General features: G+C 36.7%; 20 protein-coding genes. 10 read left to right on the top strand and 10 right to left on the bottom strand.

Going from position 1 to position 25,420, the window contains the following annotated elements; translation table 11 throughout:
* The 3 genes from IJL02_RS00555 to IJL02_RS00545 form a co-directional block, all read left to right on the top strand.
* Positions 1–1,957, top strand: a 1,957-nt coding sequence (locus IJL02_RS00555) for an Ig-like domain repeat protein (protein WP_292808051.1), incomplete at its 5' end; no start/stop codon positions are given.
* Between the two features lie 194 nt (positions 1,958–2,151).
* A complete protein-coding gene (locus IJL02_RS00550) occupies positions 2,152–3,360 on the top strand; it encodes a class I SAM-dependent methyltransferase (protein WP_292808050.1) in 1,209 nt (402 codons plus the stop codon).
* A 257-nt stretch (positions 3,361–3,617) separates the two neighbouring features.
* Positions 3,618–5,027, top strand: a complete 1,410-nt coding sequence (locus IJL02_RS00545; protein ID WP_292808048.1) for a hypothetical protein — start codon at positions 3,618–3,620, stop codon at positions 5,025–5,027.
* A gap of 22 nt (positions 5,028–5,049) precedes the next feature.
* Here the strand turns inward: IJL02_RS00545 and IJL02_RS00540 are convergent, their stop codons facing one another.
* Together IJL02_RS00540 and IJL02_RS00535 are read right to left on the bottom strand one after the other, a co-directional pair.
* On the bottom strand, positions 5,050–5,424 hold the full coding sequence (locus IJL02_RS00540) for a GtrA family protein (protein WP_292808046.1): 375 nt from the start codon (positions 5,422–5,424) through the stop codon (positions 5,050–5,052).
* Positions 5,414–6,337, bottom strand: coding sequence for a glycosyltransferase family 2 protein (locus tag IJL02_RS00535; protein WP_292808044.1), 924 nt, complete (start codon positions 6,335–6,337; stop codon positions 5,414–5,416). Before IJL02_RS00535 ends, IJL02_RS00540 begins: the two co-directional genes overlap by 11 nt.
* An 81-nt stretch (positions 6,338–6,418) precedes the next feature.
* Between IJL02_RS00535 and IJL02_RS00530 the strand changes: the two genes are divergently transcribed.
* From IJL02_RS00530 to IJL02_RS00520, 3 genes are all read left to right on the top strand, one after another.
* Entirely contained in the window at positions 6,419–7,768 is a 1,350-nt protein-coding gene (locus IJL02_RS00530; RefSeq protein ID WP_292808042.1) for a Gfo/Idh/MocA family oxidoreductase, read from the top strand.
* A gap of 54 nt (positions 7,769–7,822) precedes the next feature.
* Entirely contained in the window at positions 7,823–9,043 is a 1,221-nt protein-coding gene (locus IJL02_RS00525) for an aspartate kinase (protein ID WP_292808040.1), read from the top strand.
* A gap of 583 nt (positions 9,044–9,626) precedes the next feature.
* Positions 9,627–10,448 (top strand): Ig-like domain-containing protein, encoded by an 822-nt coding sequence (locus IJL02_RS00520; RefSeq protein WP_292808038.1) that lies wholly within the window; start codon positions 9,627–9,629, stop codon positions 10,446–10,448.
* A 32-nt stretch (positions 10,449–10,480) separates the two neighbouring features.
* Here the strand turns inward: IJL02_RS00520 and IJL02_RS00515 are convergent, their stop codons facing one another.
* Positions 10,481–10,885, bottom strand: a complete 405-nt coding sequence (locus IJL02_RS00515) for a PaaI family thioesterase (RefSeq protein WP_292808036.1) — start codon at positions 10,883–10,885, stop codon at positions 10,481–10,483.
* Between the two features lie 325 nt (positions 10,886–11,210).
* Here IJL02_RS00515 and IJL02_RS00510 point away from each other — a divergent pair, with 325 nt between their 5' ends.
* A complete protein-coding gene (locus IJL02_RS00510) occupies positions 11,211–12,659 on the top strand; it encodes an ATP-binding protein (RefSeq protein ID WP_292808034.1) in 1,449 nt (482 codons plus the stop codon).
* On the opposite strand, the gene IJL02_RS00505 is transcribed toward IJL02_RS00510, so the two are convergent.
* Positions 12,654–13,787: a TMEM175 family protein gene (locus IJL02_RS00505; protein WP_292808032.1), complete on the bottom strand. Its 1,134-nt coding sequence runs from the start codon at positions 13,785–13,787 to the stop codon at positions 12,654–12,656. The genes IJL02_RS00510 and IJL02_RS00505 overlap by 6 nt on opposite strands.
* Before the next feature lie 102 nt (positions 13,788–13,889).
* Between IJL02_RS00505 and IJL02_RS00500 the strand changes: the two genes are divergently transcribed.
* Entirely contained in the window at positions 13,890–14,528 is a 639-nt protein-coding gene (locus tag IJL02_RS00500; RefSeq protein WP_292808030.1) for an Ig-like domain-containing protein, read from the top strand.
* 31 nt (positions 14,529–14,559) lie between these two features.
* Here IJL02_RS00500 and IJL02_RS00495 read toward each other — a convergent pair whose 3' ends face one another.
* Genes IJL02_RS00495 through IJL02_RS00485 form a run of 3 tightly spaced genes read right to left on the bottom strand, consistent with a single transcriptional unit; the run spans position 14,560 to position 19,471 of the window.
* Positions 14,560–16,218 (bottom strand): HEAT repeat domain-containing protein, encoded by a 1,659-nt coding sequence (locus tag IJL02_RS00495; protein WP_292808028.1) that lies wholly within the window; start codon positions 16,216–16,218, stop codon positions 14,560–14,562.
* 26 nt (positions 16,219–16,244) lie between these two features.
* Positions 16,245–16,973: a hypothetical protein gene (locus tag IJL02_RS00490; protein WP_292808026.1), complete on the bottom strand. Its 729-nt coding sequence runs from the start codon at positions 16,971–16,973 to the stop codon at positions 16,245–16,247.
* Positions 16,974–16,984: 11 nt separating this feature from the next.
* Complete coding sequence (locus IJL02_RS00485; protein ID WP_292808024.1) at positions 16,985–19,471, bottom strand: pectate lyase-like adhesive domain-containing protein; 2,487 nt, start codon at positions 19,469–19,471, stop codon at positions 16,985–16,987.
* A 171-nt stretch (positions 19,472–19,642) separates the two neighbouring features.
* Between IJL02_RS00485 and IJL02_RS00480 the strand changes: the two genes are divergently transcribed.
* Both IJL02_RS00480 and IJL02_RS00475 read left to right on the top strand, forming a co-directional pair.
* Positions 19,643–20,254, top strand: coding sequence for a TetR/AcrR family transcriptional regulator (locus IJL02_RS00480; RefSeq protein ID WP_292808022.1), 612 nt, complete (start codon positions 19,643–19,645; stop codon positions 20,252–20,254).
* On the top strand, positions 20,254–21,342 hold the full coding sequence (locus tag IJL02_RS00475) for a radical SAM protein (RefSeq protein ID WP_292808020.1): 1,089 nt from the start codon (positions 20,254–20,256) through the stop codon (positions 21,340–21,342). Before IJL02_RS00480 ends, IJL02_RS00475 begins: the two co-directional genes overlap by 1 nt.
* Positions 21,343–21,366: 24 nt before the next feature.
* Here IJL02_RS00475 and IJL02_RS00470 read toward each other — a convergent pair whose 3' ends face one another.
* The 3 genes from IJL02_RS00470 to IJL02_RS00460 all read right to left on the bottom strand — a co-directional run bounded on the left by IJL02_RS00470 (position 21,367) and on the right by IJL02_RS00460 (position 25,367).
* Complete coding sequence (locus IJL02_RS00470) at positions 21,367–21,555, bottom strand: hypothetical protein (RefSeq protein ID WP_292808017.1); 189 nt, start codon at positions 21,553–21,555, stop codon at positions 21,367–21,369.
* A 92-nt stretch (positions 21,556–21,647) separates the two neighbouring features.
* Positions 21,648–21,794 (bottom strand): hypothetical protein, encoded by a 147-nt coding sequence (locus tag IJL02_RS00465; protein ID WP_292808015.1) that lies wholly within the window; start codon positions 21,792–21,794, stop codon positions 21,648–21,650.
* Positions 21,795–21,944: 150 nt separating this feature from the next.
* A complete protein-coding gene (locus IJL02_RS00460; RefSeq protein WP_292808013.1) occupies positions 21,945–25,367 on the bottom strand; it encodes an Ig-like domain-containing protein in 3,423 nt (1,140 codons plus the stop codon).
* Positions 25,368–25,420 lie beyond the last annotated feature (53 nt).

Below are 25,420 nucleotides of genomic sequence, written 5' to 3'. Positions count from 1 at the left end.
AAACAACAACATAAACACATGCACAGCAGGAGACAGCGCAGGAGCAATCTACCTAACCGGAGACACAGCAACAATAACAAACAACAAAATCAACAACAACACCGCAGAAAAACTAGCCGGAGCAGCACTAATAAAAACAAACAACGCACAAATCAAAAACAACACATTCACAGATAATATTGCAAAATCCTCTGGAGGAGCAACATACATCGAAGGAAACAACAACACAATAACACAAAACAACTTCACAAACAACACAGCAGGCACCCACTCCGGAGCAAGTTACATCTCAGGAAACAATATAACAATCACAGAAAACAACTTCACAGAGAATCATGTTGGGCCAGAACATGCAGGCGGAGCTTTAAGATTAAATGGTAATGGAATTAATATCAAAGCCAATAAGTTTAAAGGTAATACTGCATTAACAGCAACTGCAATTTATGGTGTTGGAAACAATACTGAAGTTACCCAGAATTCATTCATTAATAGTGATGAAACTGACAAAAAACTTATCACTCTAAGAGGAAATGACAACAAAATTTCAGACAATTACTATTACAATGAAACTCCTGAAAACAAAACAATAGATCCTAACATGAACGTAAGCTCATTTGAAAATGGAACCGCAACAGTCACACTACCAAATGACGCAACAGGAACAGTAACACTAAACATAAACAAAACAGACTACCCATACACCATAACAAACGGTATTGCAAACATAAAACTACCAGAACTACCAGACGGAAACTACACATACACAATAACATACTCAGGAGACACCAAATACTCTTCTGCAAACACAACAGGCAACATAACAATAAACAATACCAAACCAAGCGAAAAAATAAATCCAAACATGAAAGTAATCATAAACAGCGAAACCTGTGAAATCCAATTGCCAACCGATGCAAAAGGAAATGTAACACTAACAATAAACAACAAAAACTACACATACAACATAACAAACGGTAAAGTAAACATAGATATGCCAAAATTAGAAAAAGGCAAATACCCTTATACTGTTTTCTATTCAGGCGATGAGAAATACACTTCATCCACCCAATCCGGCATCCTAGATGTTGTAGTTGACATTGTTACTTACATCAGCATTTCTAAAGTGGATGGTGATGGCATAATTGAAGGTATTTTAAAGGATATTAACGGAGGAAGAATTGCTGATGCCACATTATTCATTAAGCAGAAAAATAGCAATTTAACCACAAAAACTTCTTCCAATGGAGTGTTCAGTATTAAATCAAAAGAAAATGGCGTAATTACAATCATCTTCGAAGGTAAAGCTGAATATTTACCATCTAAAACTACACTTAATTTGAACATTTTCCCTGAAAGAAAAGATACAAGTATTATATCTGAAGACTATAACACCAAGGCTATTGATTATAATGCAGGCGAACGTGGAGGTTACTTCACAGCAAAACTGGTTGATGGTTCAGGTAAAATTCTTGCAAATAAAACTGTTAAAATTGGATTCAACGGTAAAGTATATACTGTTAAAACTAATGAATCAGGTGTTGCTAAACTGCAAATCAACTTGGCTAATGCAGGAACATACACATTTGCTGTAGCATTCTTAGGTGACGATGATTACAAAGGAGCATTCGCTGTTCAAAAAATCACAGTAACCAAGAAAACAACAAGCATCTCTGCTTCAGCTAAATCATACAAGGCATCTGCAAAAACCAAATCATACACAGTGACATTAAAAACAGAAAAAGGATCATCCACTGATGGTAAAACCTACCTCAAAGAAGGTAAAACTGTTAAACTTACTGTAAACGGTGCAACCTATACTGCAAAAACCAACTCTAAAGGCCAAGCTACTTTCAAACTTAGCATTACTAAGAAAGGTACATATACTGCTACCGTTAATTTTGCAGGAGATAACACATACCAATCTTCAAAAGCAACTGCAAAAATAAAAATTAACTAGAGAGATTAAATTCTCTCTAATTTATTCTTTTTTTATAATTTTGATATTAAAATTACATTTTTACCAAAAAAAACAATCATACAACAATTATCTGAAAACAAAAAAATTCAGACCCCTAAAGTTTTTATATTTTGTTCCATAAAGAATGTATCATAATAATAAAATTACATTCTTAAATTTTAAGGTGAAAAAATATGGTGGAAATTGAATTAATGCCTGATAAATTAAATGATGATGATAATAGAGTTAATGTAGAAATGACTGAAGGAGAAATCTGGTTTTTGAAACATTTCATAAAAACATACCATCCTAAAAAAATCGTTGAAGTGGGTATTGCATCCGGCGGAAATACTGTAAACCTTTTAAAATGGAAAGATGAAGATGCAGAATTATTTTCAGTTGATGTTGCAAAGTATATGTATAAAGACAAGTCAAAATTGAGCGGATATATGGCTATTGACCTAGGACCTAATGAAAACTGGAAGTTATATGGTGGATATGATTATATAGATGTTTATAACGAAATTGGAAGTGATATTGATTGTATCATAATCGACACCACCCACATAATGCCCGGTGAATGTTTAACATTTCTAGCTGCATTACCTCAACTTAAGGAAGGCTGTATTGTTATTCTCCACGACATTCATTTTAATTGCATGAGACTTAAAGGTGCAAGATACAGCAACATTGATACTGCAAAATTTTCTTCAGGAATATTATACTCATCAGTTCGTTCCAATATGAAATGGACATTATCAACATATCCAATGTCCAATATCGGAGCATTCATTATTGATAATTCAACAAAAGACAACATTAAAGACCTTTTCCATGCATTATGTACCTCATGGTATAAATTCCCATTTGAAGTAGATTTTACAAAATATAAAGAATTCGTTGAAGAGAACTACAGTAAAGATTGTTCCAAATTATTTAATTCATGTGTTGATTTGTATGGTAATTTATTTGGCGCTAATGATTATAATACATCCGATAGTGCTAGAGTCGACATCATAAATAACAATTATTCAAAAGATCCGGTTGAAATTATATATTCATCAAATGTTGATGTTGAATTCCCAAGTTGGTTTGAATATCCTGAGGGCAAAGGTGCTGTTTTAAAAACAAAAGAAAGGTCATTTGATGTTACATTGAAATGTGTTAAAGATGGAGTATTGAAAATATCTCTTAGAGGACCAGATGTTCGTGTATCAAGCAGACGTGTGCCAAGCAGTGTTAATTATACTAAGGTTCTAATAGACAATGAAAATATGATTAATAAACCAATTGCCGCATGCCATGATAATTCATATGTTTTCAAAAAAGAAGTTAAAGATGGTGAACTTGTAGAACTTCACTTTGAGTGGGAAGATTACACTGCACCAAGTGTATTGTTTTAATTTTTACCAACCACCATCATTTTCTTTTTATTTTTAATGCATTATATATCATTATTTGTTATTCTGGTTATTTTTAAAGGTTTTTACAATAATTATTCAATTTAATAATTTTGCTTGTTTTATTTGAATATTTATAATTAGACCTCTTTAAAAAATTAAAAATATAATCCTCAAATAGTTGGAATGCATCAAATTTATTTTTTTGAAAACAAGAAAAATAAAATTAATTAAATAGTTTAAAAAACAAAGTGATAATTATGAATTTAAACTCAACTGAATCAAATGGAATGTTAAAATTTAACTACAGAGATTTAATGATTTTTATCTTACCTATTTTAATCTTTTCATTATATCTTTTCATGTATAATCCTGGTGTTTTAACAGCTGCTTCATTCAGCCAGCTTCACCAGATAGCCACAGGCCAGTTTACAACTTCAAGTCCGATATTGCACACGTTACTGGTGATGCTATTTGTAAAAATTTTCAAAACACCTCTTTTTATTGGTGCATTTCAAATTATAATATTTGCTGCAATTTGGATGATAATCTGCAAGTATCATCGTGACGATTCAACAAATAACAACCAATATATTGTTCAGTTTATTTTAACATTAATTATCTGTCTGATTCCGATAAATGCAGTTTATTCAGTGACATTATCTAGCAATGTCCTATTCAGTTATTCAATGCTATTTTTAAGTTTCCTAATAAAGGTAATGCTTGACAAAAATGGTGAAATCAACAACAAATTAATCATACTAATGGCATTAACAATAGCAATTATGAGCGGACTGAACAGTTATGGAATTATAATTGCAATACCATGTCTAATAGCAATCGCATATTACTTACTTTCAAGAAATGTCTCCAGAAATACAATAGTGAGTTTTGTTGGCATTACAGTAGTGCTGCTATTGTTCGTGGGATCTTTAAATTTCATATTTGACGTTCAGCAAGACACCACAAATATCCAAACAAATGATGCCTTTGAGGAAGATATCAACCTTGAGAATGCAAAGGCCCAGTTCTTCTCAGCAGTTAATGACAAACCAACAGAAGAATATGAAAGTGTAAGCCAAGTAAATATCCGCCATGGAAACTATGGATCTGTCAGTTCGTATGTCAGCATGTTTAAGGAAAACTTCATTTTAGATGGACTGTTTAACAATCCGATATTGTACATGATTTTTTCAATAGCTTTGCTTGTTTTGATTACTCTTATAGTCAAATCAAAAGACATGTGTCTTATTTATGTAGCTCCATTTATAAATTCAATCACTATGTTAATAATCGAACAGAATAACCTATATTCAAACTTACTGGTATTCTACCTGATAGTAATTATCTTTATAAGCATTTGCTTTAATCTAAATCTAAAACCAAATGACTTTAACAGTTTGCTTCGAGCAAAATCAACACCTAAAAAAGCAGAACCACAACCGGCAGTTAATGCAGAGCCAGATTATGTAGAAGATAATTATTATTCTGATTTGGAATCAGAACTTGAGGATTTAAGTATAGAAGATATAAATGAAATGCTAGGCAAAGACATACAACGTGAAGATGAAATACAAATAGAAAATCCTCAAAAAGAAGTTCAAGAGGAATCTTCATCTGACCTGCTCGATGAAATCCTAAAAGAAATTGAAATGGAAAAAAAGGATTAGGATTAAATATCCTAATTACTCCTTATTTAAAAACAACAAGTTTAGAGATAACATAATTCAGGACTACAACAATCACCTGAATTACTATTTTTGATATTCCGTCATTTAAGGTCAAAACGTCAATGAAAAGCCACATCAAACCTGTATCAACCACACCGGAAAACAATCTGCCTCCAAAAAAGAGCCCACATTCCTTTAATATTTCAGATTTGCTTTCAAATACCCAGCGCCTGTTAGTAACATAAGCAAAAAGAACAGATAAAAACCACGCCACAACATTTGAAATCAAATAATTGACACCTAAAACGTGAGAAAACACAAAATAAACAACAATATTAACTAATGTAGTTAACACACCGAAAACCACATACCAGAATATCTCACGGCTAAGCTTCATCTATATTTGTCTCCTTAATAATATAAATCGGACGGTTTTTGGACTCAGTATAAGTCTTTTCCAGATATTTTCCCAATATTCCAATTGAAAATAGCTGAATTCCACCTAAAAGCAGAATTATACATACAAGCGAAGTCCAACCTGCAACTGGATTTGAAAAGAATAAAGTTCTGATTACAATAAAAATCAGAAGCAAAAATGCAATTATTGAAAATATCATACCAAAAAATGTTGAAATTGACAATGGCACTGCAGTAAACGCCACAATTCCCTCAATCGAATAGGAAAACAAACCCCAAAAGGACCAGCTGGTCTCACCGGCAACCCTTTCAATGTTTTCATATTCAAGCCATTTTGTCTTAAAGCCTACCCACTGAAAGAGACCTTTAGAAAACCTGTTGTACTCTTCAAGCTCCAAAAGTGCATCAACGACCTGGCGAGTCATTACACGATAGTCACGTGCTCCGTCAACAAGGTCAATTTTAGAAACCCTGTTAAAGAGCTTATAAAACATCCTTGCAAAAAATGATTTAATAACAGGTTCGCCCTTACGGGTAACACGGCGTGTTGCCACGATATCATACTCACCGATTTCAGAAATCATCTCGGGAAGAAGACTTGGAGGATCCTGCAGGTCAACATCCATCACACAGACCAAATCACCAGAGGACTTTACCAACCCAGCATAAAGGGCGGATTCCTTACCGAAATTACGAGAAAATGAAATATATTTAACATTTGAAAACTCAAAAGCCAATCCTTTAATTTTAGATAAAGTATCGTCACTAGACCCATCATTTACAAAAATAACTTCAAAAACTATACTTTTAAGTGCTTTTTTAACTTCAGAGTAAAATATCTCAACCGAATCCTCCTCATTAAAACAGGGCACAACAATACTTAACAAATCCATGTACTAATTTATGTTTATATCATATAAATAACTGATTATAAATCAAAAAAATTATTATATATATCAAATAAATTCTAATTCATGATTAAAGTTATAACATATGGTACTTTTGACTTATTCCATGAAGGCCATTATAACCTTTTAAAAAGGGCAAAGGATTTGGGCGATTACCTTATTGTCGGAGTGACATCTGAAAACTACGACAAGGGCCGTGGAAAACTCAATGTCCACCAGAGCCTTGTCGAGCGGATTGAAAATATTAAGCAGTCCGGTTTTGCCGATGAAATCATCGTCGAGGAGTATATGGGCCAGAAAATCGAGGACATCAAAAAATATGAGGCAGATATTTTCGCTATCGGCTCAGACTGGCTCGGCAAGTTCGACTATCTTAATGAATACTGTGAAGTAGTCTATCTTGAGCGTACCAAGGGGGTTTCCAGCACAAAGCTTAGAAACGAAAACAGAGGAATCCTCAATATCGGCTGTGTAGGTGCCGGAAGAATCGCCAAAAGGATGATTAGAGAGTCAAAGTTCGTAAGCGGCGTAAACATCGACATAGTTTACGGCAGAAACAAAGCAAAAATCAGAAAGTTCGCTGAGGAAAACGAACTTGAAAAGTACACCACAGACTTTGATGAGTTTTTAAGCAAAGTTGATGCAGTCTACATTGCAACTCCCCACACTACCCATTATGATTTTGCAAAAAGGGCTTTAGAATCCAAAAAACATGTTTTATGTGAAAAGCCGATTACATTAAAAGAAGACCAGACAAGAGAACTCTATGAAATTGCCGATAAAAACAATGTAGTTTTATACGAAGCAATCAAAACCGCATACGCACCCGGCTTTCAGAGACTTGTCATGATTACAAAAAGTGGAGTCATCGGAAAAGTCATCGATGTTGACGCCACATTCACAAAACTGGAAAACAATAAAAACCTAAGGGAATATGACTTAACACAAGGCGGAGGAAGCATCAGCGAGCTTATATCATATCCACTTCTTGCAATTTTCAAGCTTTTAGGAATGGACTATGAAAAAATCACATTCTACTCAAGATTTGACGGCGAAACAGGAATCGATTTATACACAAAGGCATTAATCCAGTATGAAGACGCAATCGCCTCAGCAAACGTCGGCCTTGGAGTCAAAAAGGAAGGCGAATTAATCATCTCCGGAACCCATGGATACATCTACGTTCCAGCACCGTGGTGGAAAACCGAATACTTTGAAATACGCTTTGAAAACCAGAACCTAAACGAAAAATATTTCGTCAAGTTCGACGATGACGGGCTTAGATACGAACTGGTTGACTTTTACCATTCAATCGCTGAAGGCGCACTCAACATCAGCCTGAGTGCAGAGGAAAGCGCAGCAATCTCAAAAGTTATCGAAAAGTTCTTCGATAAAGCAGACACCATCGAAATCTGAAAGCATGAAAAATTATATTTAACCTACCACCAAATATTTAATCTAGGTGAATTTATGGATTTGATAGTAGCGAAATTTGACGGAAGTTCTCTTGCAAACGGTTCCTTAATTAAAAAGGCAGCAAAATCTGTGGCAAACGAGTTTATAAAAGGAAAAAAAGTTGTCGTTGTTGTATCAGCAGTCAACAAAACCACCGATGATTTAATCGGCCTTTCAGATGATGCTGTAGGACGTGCACTTACCGACAGACAAAAGGCTGAAATCATGGCCATGGGTGAGAGAACAAGTGCCCGAATTTTTGCTGCAAGCCTTGAGGCATTGGGCCTTAAGTCAAGATACATCGACCCGTACGATTCAGACTGGCCGATAATTTCAGATTCAAATTTTCTTGAAGCCAGAATTGACTATGAAGTCACATCCAAACTTATTCACAACATAGAAAACATTTTAAAAGACGATGAAATTCCAATCATTCCGGGTTTTCTTGCAAAAGGCCATGGCGGCGAAATTACAACTTTAGGCCGTGGCGGAAGCGACATTACAGCGTTTCTTTTAGGAAACTGCCTTGGGGCAAGGGAAGTCGTTATCATCTCAGACGTTGACGGAGTAATGTCAAGCGATCCAAGACAAATCGCAAAAGCAAAGCTTTTAAACGAGATTTCAGTTGAAGAGATAAGAACACTTGCAACCAAAGGCTCACCGATAATAAATCCTCACGCCTTAAAATACAAGGACCCTAAAATGAACGTTAAAATCATCAATTTCACACACGGAGATTTGACCTCATCCGGAACAAACATAATCGGGCCTTTCGAGGACACTTCAAAAAAGTCAGTAACCCTTTATAAAGACCCACTTTCAATCATTGCAATTGTAGGAGAGTCAATGCTTGAAAAGATAGGGCCTTTAAGGGACGTTACAAATTGCCTTGCCGAAAACGCAATTAACATATACAAGATTTCAGCCGGCGAAAACTCAATCACCACATTTATCGACAAATCCGATGCCCAGAAAGCATATCACATCCTGCACAATCTTGTTTTAAAAAGCGATATTTTCGATTCACTTTCACTTGGCCGTGACATTGCAATGATTACACTGGTATCACCGGACGTTATCGAAAAGCCAAGCATCATATCAGACGTTACCGAACCTTTAAGGAAAAACAGAATCAACATCATTGAGATAAACTCATCACAGACATCTCTGGTGATTCTTGTTGACTGGTCTGAAGGCGAAAAGGCACAAAAGTTAATCAAAGAGATATTGGAATAGTCAAAATTTATTGGTGCATCTATCTGTGCCAAACGACTTTTGATAATTTTAAAAATAGCTTCAACAAATATACATTTTTGAGTTAAATTAATGACATTTGAAAATCAAACCATCATTTTAATTGCCGGTGAAATTAAGATAAAGCATCTTGAAAATCCTTGGAAAAATGAAAGTTAAATAATGTTGCTAAACGCAACAATCAATCATTAATAAAAAAATTCGAAGCTACGGCAGTGCAACTTCGAATCCGATTTTTCACGACTTGTTAATCAGTCATTAATTATTTTTATTTTCATAGAATATAAATTAATAGGTTCGGGTGAAAAACCTAAACAGTTTTAAAATCTCTAAAAACTCTAAACAATCAAAAACACACTTTACCAAAAACCAAATCACATGTAAAACCTATATTTAAAAGCAAAAGCGAAATACAATTAAAAATATTAAAAAAGACACCATTTCAAAATGAAAACAAATCCGCAAAAAAACAAAAACTCAAGTGAAAAGAAGTAAATATCAATCAAAAAACTTTTTTAATGAAAATAACAATAAATATTAACAATAATTTTAAAGGAGAGATAATTTGAAATTAAAAAACTTTCTTGTAATTTTAGTTTTTTTACTTATTTTCTCAATTGGAGCAGTCAGTGCAGCTGAAGTCAACTCAACAGATGCAGATCTTGCAAACGCTGATTTAAGCGTAAATACACTTTCCAGTGCTGATGAAACTGCAATAGGTGACTCCCAGACAACAAACAATGACGTTGTCATTACCAAAAACGATACCACAAACACCTATACTATCATTACAAACAAGGAAAGGTTTCCTTCAATGATCAGCTGCAAGGACATGACCACAACTGCAATCGAACCGAAAGTTGACGGATACAAAGGACAGTACTTTACCATGACTGTAACCGACATTTTCGGAACCAAGCTTGCAAACAAAAAGGTTCAAATCGGATTTAACGGCGTAACCTACAACAGAATTACCGATTCCAACGGTCAGGCAAAAATCCAGATTAACCTTGCAAAACCCGACACCTACACATTTGCAGTGTGCTTTTTAGGAGATGATGACTACTACGGCAGTTTCAATGTCGCAAAGGTTATCGTCAAAAAGCAGACACCTAAATTTACAGTCGACAAAAAGACATATAAGGCAAGCGCCAAAACCAAAAAGCTGACTGTAACTTTAAAGACTTCAAGAGGAAAAGCCCTTTCAGGTAAAAAAATTACTTTCAAGGTCAACGGAAAGACCTATACAGCAAAAACCGATAAAAAAGGTGTTGCAACCATAAAGGTCAACATCAAAAAGAAAAAGACATATACAATCACCGCAACTTATGCCGGTGATAAAACCTACAATTCCGTTACCAAATCGGCTAAACTAATAATAAAATAAACTGTTTTGAGTTTTAAACTCAAAACCACTTTCTATTTTTTCAATTTAAAACCGGTACCGATAAACTGAGCCACGTCACGGCAGGTATCATCTGAAATGTCAACGTTTATTATTGATGATGTGCGTCCGCTTTTTCTGCAGGTTGCCCTTGCAATGAGCTTATCGCCTTTCGGAGCGGAGAGATAGTGAATGTCAACCTGCTGGGCAACAGTAAGCTGGTGAATCTGATTTGAGAGAACCGCAAATGCAAAATCACCCAGTGTAAATATTACTCCACCCATAACGCCTCCGTAGGCATTTCTGTGGCTGTCGCAAAGCTTAAGTGAACATACTGCGACATCTTCTGTAATCTCATCCAATGTTATTCCTGTATCTACAGCGAATTTGTCCTTGTAGAAAAATTCCCTTGCACTTTCCAAAGTATCGAAATTAGCCATTTTAACACCATTACTAATTATCTGTTTCATATTAAATTAATTTTTTTAAAATCTTAAAATTGATTTAACAAGTAAAAATTGATATCAAAATGTTAAATTTAATTCATTAATAAAACGGAAACTTTATAACTGATTACAATCAACATGAATAATTAATTATAGATTTTTTTAAAAACAAGCCAAAAAATCTTAAAAAAATTAAAATTAACTAGTAAAAATATATTTACCAGCAATATATAAAAAATAGTAAAAATAAATTTACTAGTAATATATAAAAACTAGTAAAAATATATTTACTAATGAAAAATAAAATTAAGGAGATAATATGAACACCACACTCAACACATATATCCAAAACCAAATAACAGTCAAACCGACAGTACTGGATGATGAAATCAGCTATGCGGGCAAACGGTTCAATCACCGGCAGGACTTTGATAAGATTACCTCATACATAGATGATTTTCTTGAAGGAAAAAACATCAACAGATTTCTGCTTCTGCCGGGAATACGTGATGTTGGAAAATCCACAATACTGTTTCAGACATACGAATATCTTCTCCGACAAAAAAACATCTCTCCGAGAAATATTTTATACATGTCAGGAGATCACCTAAAGCAGATGTGCAATGCCACCATCATGGATGGAATCTTAAGCTACACAAACCAGTACCACGCCAAACCGCCTGAGTTAATAACCGAACCGGTGTTTCTTTTAATTGATGAGGCTCAATACGACCCCAACTGGGCGTTAACCGGTAAAGTCATTTTTGATTCGGCAAAAAATATATTCATGATTTTCAGCGGCTCATCCGCTCTGGAGCTTACATACAACGGCGATGCGGCAAGAAGGCTTTTGAGTTTTCCGATAACACCCCTAAACTATCCTGAGCATTTAAGGCTGAAATACGGCGATTTTAAAAATGACATTTCAAAACAAATCACAGATTTGATTTTTAATCAAAAAACACCCGACACAACCGAGATATATTCGAAAATTGCAAGAATCTATGCGGATTTTGGGAATTTTGATTTAAATGAATGGGACAATTTTTTAAAGTTCGGAGGTTTTACGTCAGGATTTTTCCAGACAAAAGCTGAAATCTGCAAAAAAATCATTGATATCGTAAATAGAGTCATTACGACAGATATGAAAAATATTGAAGGACTTAACGGCACCACGCAGGATCTGGCTTTTCAGCTTTTGTATTTCTTTGCCCTTCAAAATCCCGGTGAAATATCAAAAGGTTCGATGGCAAATCATCTTGACTCAAATAAGCCCACAGTAAACAAGATTCTGGATACTCTTGAGAAAACCCAGCTGATATTTCATGTATCTCCGTTTACATCATCTGCCAAAAGGACAACAAAACCGAACAAATATTATTTTGCAACATCCAGCCTAAAGCATGTGCTGTCTTTAAATTTAGGAAATGCCACTCTTGAAAATCCGAATGCATATATGGGCAAGCTGCTTGAAAACTTTGTGGCATCGAGCTTTTTTAATCTTGAAAACAAAAGCGATATATTATACAGAACTTATTATGATGGCGGAAAAAAAGGAGCAAAAAATGTTGATTTTGTAGTTCAAAGAGGCATGGACAATCCGATTCCAGTTGAAGTAAGCTACGGGAAAAAAGACAAAAGCCAAATAAGGCGTGCCATTAAAAAATATGACTCACCTAATGGAATAATAATCTCAAATACGACCGAAAATATTGTAAAAGAGGACGATATCATCTATCTGCCCCCTCAGATATTTTCATTCCTATAGCTTTTTTACATGAGGCCAAATCCAGACGCACAATATTGAAATCAGACATGAAGCGATTATTGCCGGAGGATATGCGAAATACCCAACTACCATACCGATAGCTACAATCACAACCGTTGATGCAAGATGAGTATAGTCAAGGTTCACCATAAGGGCAATGTTTGCCGGATCCACGTTCCTCAATGCTCTAACAGAAATCATTGAAATTATGGCAACAACGATAAAGTCAAGTCCGTAGCATGCCTGGGCCACAAATGAATAGAAGTTCCCAGCAACAAAAGTGGATAAATAAGGAATCAGTGAAAGCACAAACATTGACGCTCCAATCGACCAAATGACCTTGCCGTCGATTTTATTTACGATTGAAAAGAGGTTGTGGTTATAATTCCAGAAGTTAAAACATACTATAAAACTGATTATGTATGCAATAAACTCAAGTCTTACCTCAAAAAGGCCTTCCCATGAACCGCCTGCAACCATCGGAATTTCCAAAACGATGACTGTTAAAATAATAGCTACGATTGCATCAAAAAGCGCCTCGAACCTGTCGCTGCTTTCGATTTCGGATTTTGAAAGAATGGCCAAAAAGAGCCAGTAGAATGTTGCTATTATACATGATATATAGACTCCCTTGACGTAAACCGTCAGTGTCAGAAGATATCCGATCAATATTACAGCAATCGGAACGTATCTTCTCCAGTCCTTAAGATTGACACGTTTAAGCCTTTCGTTATATGGGTCAGCTCTTACAATCAAGTATGTGGCAAGAGTATAGGTGGCATTATTTGCCAAAAACAGAAGCCCGAACATGCACTGGGCCGGAACCGATGAAGGATTGAGAATCACCCATGTTGCAAAATAGGGAATGACTGAGATTATGAATATCAAAATCCCGTAAACGAGAACCACCTTGTTGTCGATTTCCTCTACAACCTGAAAGAGAAGGTGGTCGTTGTACCATGTGGTGAATATGATTATAAAACAGACCAGATAGGTCACATATCTCATGTTGAGACCTAAAATGGCACCCCATGTTGCGGCCTCAGGCTGCGTGAGCTTTAAAACAAGAACCGTAATTACGATTGCAAGCACCGCATCCATGAATGTTTCGAAACGATTAGTGTTCATGACTAATAGTTTGACATTAATATTATAAAAAAATAATGAGACCAAAAAGTATTAATAAACATTATATAATAAAAAGTAATAAAAAGTATAGTGAGTGATAAAATGGAGATTAAAGATATAATACCTTTAGTTATTATCATTTTTGTTGTAGTTATAGTCGGCAGTATGATATTTACTCCACTAAGTAGCGCACAAGATACAAAATTAAGCATTCTAAACACGGGAGACATTGGAGAAAACGGTACAGTATACGTTAAACTAACATCAAATCAGAATGGTTCCTTAAGTGACAAACAGCTCAATGTAAAAATTACAAACGATAAGGGAGAGGAAGTATACACCGATACAGTAAAAACACATGCTACTGGTGTTGCAATAGTTAAAATAAGCAATTTCACTTCCGGAAACTACAATATTAATGTTACATATGCAGGGGATGAAAACTATACTGCAAGCAGCATTTCACAAAAAATAACCGTCTCAGGTGACGTGACTCAAGAAGAGGTTGAAAATTCCACACTGGTTGAACAGACTCTTGCTCAGGAAGCTGCATCAAGCGGCTCATCACAGTCTTCAGGCTCACAGTCCTATCAGACCAGTTATTCTTCCAGGTCATCATCCTCATCTTCATCTTCATCCGGCAGTTCTGATTACTACAGCAACTACTATGATGTTGATGGAAGCAGAGTGTTAAAAGAATATGATGAAAGCGGAAACGTTATAGATCCAAGTAATCTATAGCATCCCCAACTTTTTTTATTTTTAAATTTTTTCAGTAACCCCAGCCTACGGCATAGAAGTCTGTTCTGAGGTTATACTTGTATTTTTTAAGGACTTTATCTGAGTATGAAAGCAGTTCCTTGATATACCAGTCATTGAGAGCTCTTACCTCATCTGTTGAGATGAATATCGGCTTGTTCATTGAATAGCTGTCAAATGAATTTTTAAGCTCCACATATAACCTTTCAAATGCCTGCATCTTTCTCTCTTCAATGTCGAGATTGTAGGTGGCGATAAGACCACGTGCGGCATAGCAGTTTCCGTCACTCGGGAACTTTTCAATCCATGAAGCAGCAATCATTTCCATATCGTCAATGTTTTTGTTTTCATAAGCCTTTTTAAACTCTTTTGCATAGCCGAATTCGTCAAGACTGTCAAGAGTGCCTTTAAGGTTAATTGATTTAAGACAATCTTCAGCCTCTTTTCTTGTATCGGAAAATTCGCAGTTTTCTGCAACGTCTGAGATGAGATTCTCATCAGTAAGCCTGTTTAATGCCTGGCTTCTGTCATCTTCATCGGATGCTTTTTTGGCAATATCTGCCAGGATATTTTCATCTGAAATCCCGTCAATAGCTTTGCTTCGAACACCGAAGTCATCACCATTGCATGCAATATCTGCAAGAACCTCTTCATTAGAAATCTTTCCAACAGCAACCTTACGGGCAGACCAGTTTTCATCACTGTTACGTGCAACTTCGGCCAGGACATCCTCGTTAGTGATTTTTCGAACTGCATCAGTTCTAACAGACCATTCCTCATCGTTGCGGATGACATCTATTAAAACAGACTCGTCTGAAACCATATCAACGGCCACTTCACGAACCTTGTAACACTCATCCTTGCGGGCAACGTCTGCCAAAACGGACTCATCGGTGAGTTTTCGAACAGCCGCCCGGCGAGTCGCCCACCAGTCGTCATTAAGAGCGATTTCACATAAAACTGACTGGTCGGATATTTTTTCAATCGCCATCCTCTGAACGCCGTCAGACTCATCATTTAAAGCAACGTCTGCTAAAACATCCTCGTCAGTTATCTTTTCAACCACAATCTCACGGGCCCAGACGCCACCGTCCTTAACAACTTTAGTCAGAAGAGATTTATCCGAAATCCTTCCTGCGGCATCCTTCATTACATCGATGTTTTCGTTTGTGCATGCAAGTTCGGCTAAAACCTCCTCATCTGTAATTTTGGCTACGGCCTTTTGGCGAACATGGGAGTGTTCGTCACTGCATGCCTTGGTTAAAACAGAAACGTCAGTGATTTTTCCAACGGCAATGAGACGAACATCCACGTCATCATCATTAAGTACCCTGTCGGAGAGAACGGACTCGTCTGTGACTTTTTGAATAGCTGCCCGGCGAACAAGAGAACTTCCATCATTTTGCGCACAATCATTTAAAACCGATTCATCTGAAATCTTTTCAACTGCCTTCCTACGCACATCAACAAAATCATTGTTGCGGGCGATGTCTTGTAAAGCTGACTCATCATCGATATTTTCAACGGCTGCAAGACACACGTCTTTTGAATCATCGTTTTTGACAACTTCAGTTAATTTTTCCAAATCGTTGAGCTTTTTTACGGCTTCAAGCCTTACCTTAGGGTCCTTGTTTTTGTATTTTGGTGTTATAATCTTGTCTAAAAATCCCATTTCAATCAAACCTTACCTATTAAATGCTAGTCTGCCCAGCCTCCAACGCCATCCCAAATTGCAGATAGCGGCAATTGGCATTGAGGATTGGTTGTTTTGACATTCATGAACACTTCCTGCATTGCTGTAAATCCATGAGCATCATATAAGTCCCATCCGACATCCTTTACCCAATCTTCCCTTTCATAAAGGGCACCGGTATTGCAGATTGTCCTTAAATCATCTGTTGCCATCTTTACATGGGTTCTGTAGTCAGGATGGTTGTATGTTCTTGGTTCCGGCAATTCCTTTTCCTCAACAGGCTCCTCGTCTTCAATCACTTCCAAATCCAGTTTTTTGGATGAGATTATATCGCCGTATTCCAGATCACCGTAATCTGTCAGTTTGTCAAATTTAAGTGCGACATAGTTGCCTTCATCGCATGCCATGGATCTGGCAGGTATTCCTCTTGAGTCCATTATTCCGCTTACGCGAACGTTTTCATATTTGAGCTTTCCGTTTCCGGCATAAACGTGAACGCTGTCTCCGACGCTTACTTCACCTTCCTTGAATTTGCTTTCAAAAAACATTCCTCCTGCAGTGTATTTGTTGCACACTTCAAGATAGAGAGGCTTTTTGGAATCATCCATAAGCTGACTAAGACTGGCTTGCTCGGAAACCTCTTCAGCAGCAGGCTCTTCTACAACAGTTTCTTCAACTACTGGTTCTTCTATTTTTTCTTCTTTTTTCTTTCTGAATCTGTCAAAAAATCCCATGATTTCACCTTTTAACTGATTAAATTACTTCCTTCGATTATCTTACCTTCATTTTTAATGTTATGATGTCTTTTAAATACGCATGAGTCGACTTCCATGGTTCCCTTGTTTGATAAAACGTCCGGTTCCCTTCCGACGAAATAAGTGTTGAATAGCTTTACAAATCCCTTGTTGTAAATGCATCCCCCTTCACCTAAACTGCGGTATGAGCTTGTCTCAAAGACCGCCACAGGGAAATTGTCTTCAAAGTTTGAGCTGTCCATATCAATATTTCCCTCTCCGTTGAATAGTGCACCGCCGTAGCATCCGTAGTTGCTTTTAAAGTGGCAGCTGAAAATCTTCAAATCGCCGTTGCGGTTGGAGAGAGCTCCTCCTCCAAGGCCCTGATTTGATGAGTTGTTAATAAAGCTGCATCCGTCAAGCTCACCTTCACCATCATAAACTGTAACCGCTCCGCCTTCTACTGCTGCGGAGTTGTATTTGAATGTGCATGAAACGAACTTGACATGACCGTCATTTATATAGATTGCAGCGCCGTTTGAGCCTTTGTTGTTTCTAAACTCACATCCCTTAATGTCAACTGTACCGTTATCGCAGTAGAGAGTTCCATATCCCTGCGATTCATTGTTTCCAAAAGTGGTGTCTTTTAAAGACAGTGAATTGCCTTTTGTACATATTGCTCCGGCGGACTGTCTTGATTTGTTTGAGAAAAATTCACAGTCAGTGATTTTAAGTGATGTTTTGTGAAGGGCATATATTGCGCCGCCTCCATTATGCTCTGTGTCAAACGGGCTTTTTACATATGCTCCATTTTTAAACTTGATGTTTTTTAACTCTACATTGCCAGCAGTGATGTAGAATATTCTTGAAAGGCCGCCGGCATTGATGGTGTGGCCGTTACCGTCAACAGTAACCGAGTCTGCAAGCTCGATTCCGCCTTCATAGAAATTGCGTTCATCTTCTCTCATTTCAATGTCACAGTCGAGAACTATTTCACCTGAGCCTGATTGAATCAAGTCCTCAAGATAGCTGAATCCTTTTGAATTTTTACTGACTTTGGATTCGGTTTTCTTTTCAGCTGAAACTTCTTTTTTCTCGCTTCCAGAAGAAATACTTTCTAAAGGCTTTGCGAAATATCCCTGCTCAACAGTCTGCTTAATGTCATCTGATATTTTCATGACGTTATTGTTGAAAATTGTCTTTTTGTCATGCTCGTCGATGAATTTGGATTTCTCCACTGTAACTGACGCCTTGTTGTTGTAGATTGCATAGCCTTCCTTTTCGAAATTGTCTGTTTTAAACTCACAACCCTTTACAAGACAATACCCTTTTTCAACATAAACCAGTCTTTCATCGGTTAAGGCATGAGATAAATTGGACGATTCAATCGTAAGGTTGGCATCATCCCTGTACTGATAGATTACAGCCGAGTACTTTGAGCTGTTGTCTGTAAAAGTTGATTTGACTATATTTGCCCTGCTGTTGTCATTGCAGAACGCACCGCCGATAAATGCGTAATTTTCTTTAAATGTGCAGTTTTCACAGTATATTATGCTTTTGTTGTAGATGGCACCGCCCATTCCTTCAAAATAGCTTCCGGTTGCCTTGGCTGAGTTTTTCTCAAATGTACAGTCCTCGACTTTCAGCTCATGCTTTACGCTTGAAAGTTCGTTAGCGTTATAGATTGCAGCGCCGTCGCCGTCTGCAACGCTATTTTTAGTAAATGTTGATTTTGAAATCACGCCTGATCCTCTTGAGTTGTAAAGCGCTCCTCCAAGACCAGTTTCAATGGAGTTGTCTTCAAAAATAGTGTTTTCAATATTCAGTTTCTTATCTGTGACGTTGTATATGGCTCCGCCGTGATAGCTTGAATGGTTTGAGACGAACCTGCAGTCTCTAAATGATAGAGAACCGCCGTTGTTGTATACCGCACCGGCAGCACAGCTTGCAGATCCGACACATTTATTTTCCAAAAAGATGCAGTTTTCAAAAGTCAAATCAGCTTCAAGACAGCATATTGCACCGCCGTCTTCTGTGCGGTCATGATAGTCGTTCTTTTCGATAAAGCCGTTTTTAAATGTTACATTCCTAAACGTTATTTTGCATCCCGAAGCATTGAAAATTCGGGCCTTGCCGCAGGCGTCGATAACATGTCCTCCACCGTCGATTGTCATGTCAGAAGTTAATTTTATTCCATCCTTAAATGTCGATACTTCGCTGTCATTTAAAATGATATCTGAAGTGAGAACTGTTTCGGATGAATTTTTTAAAATAAGACTGTTTAAAAGGGTGAAGTTTTGATATTCGGATTTTTTGCTGGCGGACGGTTTATCGGTTTTCGGCTCTTCGGGCAAAATCAAAGCATCGATTTGACTTTTTTTAGTAATTTTGCCGCTGTCAATATCAGTTAGGATTTCGTTTTTAAGACTGTCTTCAAGGTTTAGTGTTTCCAGATAGGATTTCAGTCGCTTATCCTTTATTTTTTGAAAAAATCCCATTTCCAAGCACCTCCAAATAATTTAAAAGATAAATAACCCAACCAAATGTTATATATAGATATATAATACATACTATTTAAATTACACAAAGAAACATCTTAACATGTAAAAAATAATTAACTTTATATATTAGGAGTTCCATAATTTACCTAACGAACGGTAGGTAGGAATATGAATACAAAAGAAAAAATATTTAACGTTTCACTGGATTTATTTTCAAAAAAAGGATATGATTCCGTATCGCTAAGAGAGATTGCAGAGGCAGTCGGAATCAAAAAAAGTTCAATTTACAGCCATTACTCATCAAAAGAGGCAATACTGATGGACATATTCAACCAATTTACAAAAAGCTTTGAAATTGAAGATAAGGAAATTGAACTGGATGAAAACAATCCCCTTCTTGAAAATCCCGAGCTTTTCTATCACAAGGGCTCAGAGGCAATAAAGAATATGCTTTTTGAGGAAACAAACCTTAAAATCTGGAAACTGATTTTAATCCAGATGCATCACAACGAAACAATCAGAGCATTTTTTGAAAACGAGATAATGGTAAAGCCTCTGATATTCTGGCAGGGACTGTTTACACTTTTAAAAGAAAAGGGAGTTATCAGAAGCGATTCCAATCCCGAGCTTCTTTCAAAACAGTACTACAGCTTTCCGATTTATCTTTTACTTGAGATGTGTGCAAGATACGATGACATTCCCGAAGAGGTGCTTGAGGATTTCTTCGCCCAGACAGAAGAGCATGCGAAATTCCTCTTTGAAAGCGTGAAGGTGAAATGATGGCTGAAGACATAAACATTCAGGAATACCTGGCAGAGGGCGCAGAGGCCATCATAAAGGATGCTCTCAAGGCAACATTAAAAAACCCTAAAGAAAGCCTTTATCTGGCCAAGTTTTCAAGATATGCAAAAAAGGCAACAAAAATCAGAAAAAAATATGAATCTGAAGGCCAAAACATTCCGGGATTTCTGATTGCAAGCATTACAAGCAGCTGCAACCTTCACTGTGCGGGATGCTATTCAAGGGCAAACAGCTCATGCAGCGACGGGGAAGCAATAAACCAGCTTACCGATAATCAGTGGGAAGACATCTTCATCGAGGCTAAAGATCTCGGAATAAGTTTCATTGTCCTTGCAGGAGGAGAGCCTATGATGAGGCGTGATGTAATTACAAAAGCGGGGCAATATCCCGAAATTCTATTTCCAATATTTACAAACGGAACCATGCTTGATGATGAATACTTAAAACTTCTTGACGATAAAAGAAATCTCGTTCCGATTCTTTCAATCGAAGGGGGTAAGGACGTTACAGATTCAAGAAGAGGCGAAGGCGTTTATGACAATATTATATATTCCATGAAGACAATGAAGAGAAAAAACATAATTTTCGGAGCATCACTTACATTTACAAACAATAACCTATCAGCGCTGGTTTCAGATGAATATATAGAAAAACTCCACAATCTCGGATGCAAGGTGGTGTTTTTCATTGAATACGTTCCAGTAAACGGACAAACAGTTGATCTGGCACCGGGTGATGATGAAAGAGAAATTTTGCTTGACAACATTGACCGTCTGAGAGGTCAATACCCTGACATGCTTTTTTTATCATTTCCGGGAGATGAAAAAACATCAGGAGGATGTCTTGCAGCCGGAAGAGGATTTTTCCACATCAACTCCCATGGAGGAGCCGAACCATGTCCCGCCTCACCATACTCAGACATCAACGTTAAAGACACATCACTTCTCGAAGCCCTGAACTCAAAGCTGTTCAGATCACTTAGAGACGGAGGCCTTCTTATCGCAGAACATGAAGGCGGATGCGTGCTGTTTGAACATCAAAAAGAAGTGGAAAGATTGCTTGAATAAAAAAAAGGAATAGAGTTTAAATCTCTATTCTGGAAAAATTTCATCATAATCGATTTCCATACCCATCAACTGATACAATGCAAAAACCGCATCCTTTCCAGACAGTATGTTGGGATTGGCGTTTCTCTCATCAGATTTTCTGAATACTTCCGGGTCATATATTTTTTTTAAGCAGTTGTATTCTGCTTGCATATTATTTGGTTTAAATTCCATGGCATTGCACTCCTTATGCTAATTTAATTGTGCAAAATTAAGATTCAAATATCATTCTGCAAATATTTCATCATAATCGATTTCCATGCCCATTAACTGATAGAATGCAAAAACCATGTCCTTTCAGACAACAAGCCTGAATCCCGTTCCATTTCACGGGCTATTCGAAATACTTCAGGATCATAAGTTCTTCTAAAAGAGCTGAACTCTGCAATTTCTTTATCTGAGTCTATAGTCATAGTTATGTACTCCATTAGTCAATTGTATATCATATTTAATTTCATCATTAATAAACTTTAATGTCCGATACAATTTGCTGAACTAAAGAAAAAATCACAGAAAAATCAGTTATTCAAAAAAAGAAAAAGAGTTAGAAGAGCAATGCCCTTCTAATTAATAGTTATTTTTACAGATTTGTTTGCACTGTTGTAGGTATTGTCTCCTGCATATTTGATGCTTGCGTTATAGGTACCTTTCTTGGATATTGCGAGTTTGAAGGTAGCCTGTCCTTTATCATTGGTTTTTGCAGAGTAAGTTTTGCCGTTCACAGTAATTTTAACAATTTTACCTGCACCAAGGTATGTTTTACCATCAACAGATGCGCCTTTTTCTGTTTTAAGGGTTACTGTGTATGATTTTGCTGCAGATGCCTTAAAGGACTTGTCGGAAGCACTTATGCTGGTTGTTTTCTTGGTTACAGTGATTTTGTATACTTCAAATGCTCCAAGATAGTCGTCATCACCTAAAAATCCTACAGCGAATGTGTATGTTCCGGCTTTTGCCAGGTTGATTTGAAGCTGAGCCCAGCCGTTGGCGTCTGTAGTTGTGTTGTACACTTTAGCGTTGAATCCGATTTTTACGGATTTGTTTGCAAGTGCTTTTCCGGACTTATCAAAGAGCTGTACTCTGAAGTATCCTCCTCTTTCACCTGCATAATAGTCAACAGCTTTCTGATCGAAGTTATTACCTTTGATTGTTGTCTCAGACCTTAAAGGAACAATGTTTTCAATGTTGATGGACATGCGTGCAGGCAATGATTCCACACCACCCAGATAGTTGACCTCAACAAGTGAATTGGACTCGACAGTGATTAAAATCATACCGTTTTCATCGGTTGTAGCGTTTGCCTCAGCGCCGTTGATTTTATATGATACAGGTGCATTTGCAATAGCTTTACCTTCAGAGTCAACCAATACAGTCTTCAGATTGCCGTTTTTAACAGTTATATTTTCAAATGCTGTTGAAACAGGTTTGTTTGAAATGACTGTGAGCTTTGCAGAGAAATTTTCAGATGGAGCATACACTTTGCTTCCGCCATATATTACAGAAATGTTATAGATTCCAGGAGCAAAGAGATATGCAAATTTAGCGTTGTGCTGGCAGCTTGCAAGCAGTTTGCTTATGACATCGGATACGTTAATTTTCAATCCGCCCACAATCTTTTCAAGACCGTTCATGGCCATTGACTTATTGAATGTGAATGAGTCAGTGAGTTTGGATAAACCATCCGAAATGCTTGATGCGTTTACGAAAAATGCATCTGAAATCTTTTTAACACCATTACTAATAGCAGTTTTGTTGATGATGAATGCATCTGCGATTTTATCCGCACCTGCACGAATAGCAGTAGTGTTGACGGAGAAAATATCTTTGAGATAACTGAAATCAGACATGTTGAAATTAAGGCTGATTTTATCCAATCCGGAAACGATATCAGAAAGATTCAATCCGATTCCTTCAAATATCTTATAGAATCCTGAAACGGCTTTTGACATGTTTACACTTGCGCTGTTGGCGATATCTGAAAGCAAATCAGAAATTCTTGTATCGTTGAAGTTGACTGATTTGATTAAGTTTTCAAATCCGGTCATTACCTTGGATTTGTTGAAATTAACATCTTTAATCTTATCGACAATACTTGAGAGGTTTATTTTAAATCCGTTGGTTACATTGGAAAGTGCTGCTGCAATATCTTTCATGTTCAAGTTGCTTGTGTTCATAATGTTTTTTACAAAATCAGCAACAGCAGAAAGGTTTAATTCTTTTGAAAGGAAGATTTTAGCCAAATCAAAGCTCTGTTTGAGGTTAAGGTGGACATCAAGATAGTCAATGACTTCCAAAAGAGTGTCCTGAATGGTGTCTCTTAAATCAAACTCGGATATGATGTCTCCTAAAGCCGCAGCTGCAGCGGTCTGATTGAATGAGAACTCGTTCAATATTGCCAGAGCAGCCACATATGCATTAGACGCATTCAATGAGAAACTTTCTGAAATGTCTTTGATTCCGTCTGAAATAACGGACTGGTTGAATGTGAGTCCGCCCATAATATCGGAGATTGCATCAATGAAATTATAAATCTTGGTTGCATTTATTCCTGTCACATCAAAAAGGCCGTCAATGACTTTTGAAGCGTTGAATGAAATGCTTATTGAATTGATTGAATCCAAAATATTTGTAGTGTTGATTTTAACTGAATCGATGATTTTGCTGATAGCATCAGAAACATTTGTTAAGTTGAAATCAATGCTTTTGATGATATCTGAAACGTTGAGCTTGAATCCGTCAGTCACATTTCCTATTGCATTAATTAAATCAGATACTGTCTTGTTGTTGGTATCAAGCACATCTTTCACAAATAGAGCAATTGCTGAAATGTTAAATTTTTTAGAATCGGAAAGATTCTCCAGCGCATCGATTTGACTGTCAGTGAAATTCAAGTCAAGAACTTCAATAATATCAGCGATTTTATATGCAATTCCATAAACAATGCCGGACACATTTAAAATATCTCCAATAGCATCCTTTACGGCTGACTGGTTAAATGAAAAGCTGTCAGTAATGTTTGAAAGACCGTCCAAGTTGATTTCAAATCCGGATGCAATGATGTTTAAAGCATCCCTGAGCTTGGAGGCAGCATCATCTGAAATGTTGGATAAATCAGCAATGATATCGGACATGTTGGACAAATGAGGAATGATACTTGAAATGTTGATGGTGAATGCACCAATAATATCATTATATCCGTCGATAATGCCTGAAACATTAATGCTAAAGCTTCCGTTTATGTCTCTTAAGCCCTCATTTATAGATGAAACATTGACATTGAAGCTGTTTTGAATTTCATTGAGTCCGGTAATTAAATCATACAAATCAAAGCTCATACTGTTGTAGACATCATCCAAACCTTCGCGCATTTGTGTCCGGTTGATGTTGGTTTCATTAACTGTGGAAGCGATTATATTGAAGATATAGGATATGTCCAATCCTTTGGCCTCGATTAATTCAACCAAATCTGAAATTTTAAAATCAGCAACACCCACACCGTCGTTTATTTCAACAAACTTGCTTATTGCGGTATCGCCGACATATATTGTTACAAGGGCTCTTCCTCCTGAAACCGGATTTCCGTTGGAATCAGTAATATTGAAAGGAATGTTTACAATGCCTGAATAGTTAGCTGTAACGTTGTTTACGCTTACATAGGTAGTGGTGTTTCCAATTACAGGCTCATCAGCTGACGTATTTGCCAAAGTTAAATCACTTCCAACTCCAAGTTTGCCTGCATTTGAATAAACAGCCACAGAATCAGAAGTCATATTTACAGATTCACTCTTAATACTTTCAGATGAATCCGCATCATTCATATAAATATCATCCTGTGCAGCATTTAAGTTATCAATCTGCTGCGCAGTTTTTAATGTATCAAAATTATCATTGCCCATCAAATCATCCGAAGAGACGTCTGCTGCACAGACCGCCCCCACCGACATGATTAGGATAAGCATGAAAATAGCTATTTTTAAAACTCGCATAATATCACTATATTAAGATTTGTCATACATAATATATAATATATACATTAGAT

It is taken from the genome of Methanobrevibacter sp. (assembly GCF_017427765.1).
Lineage (GTDB): Archaea > Methanobacteriota > Methanobacteria > Methanobacteriales > Methanobacteriaceae > Methanocatella.
Note: the sequence above shows the minus strand (reverse complement) of the source record. Positions and strands in the feature narration are given on the sequence as shown.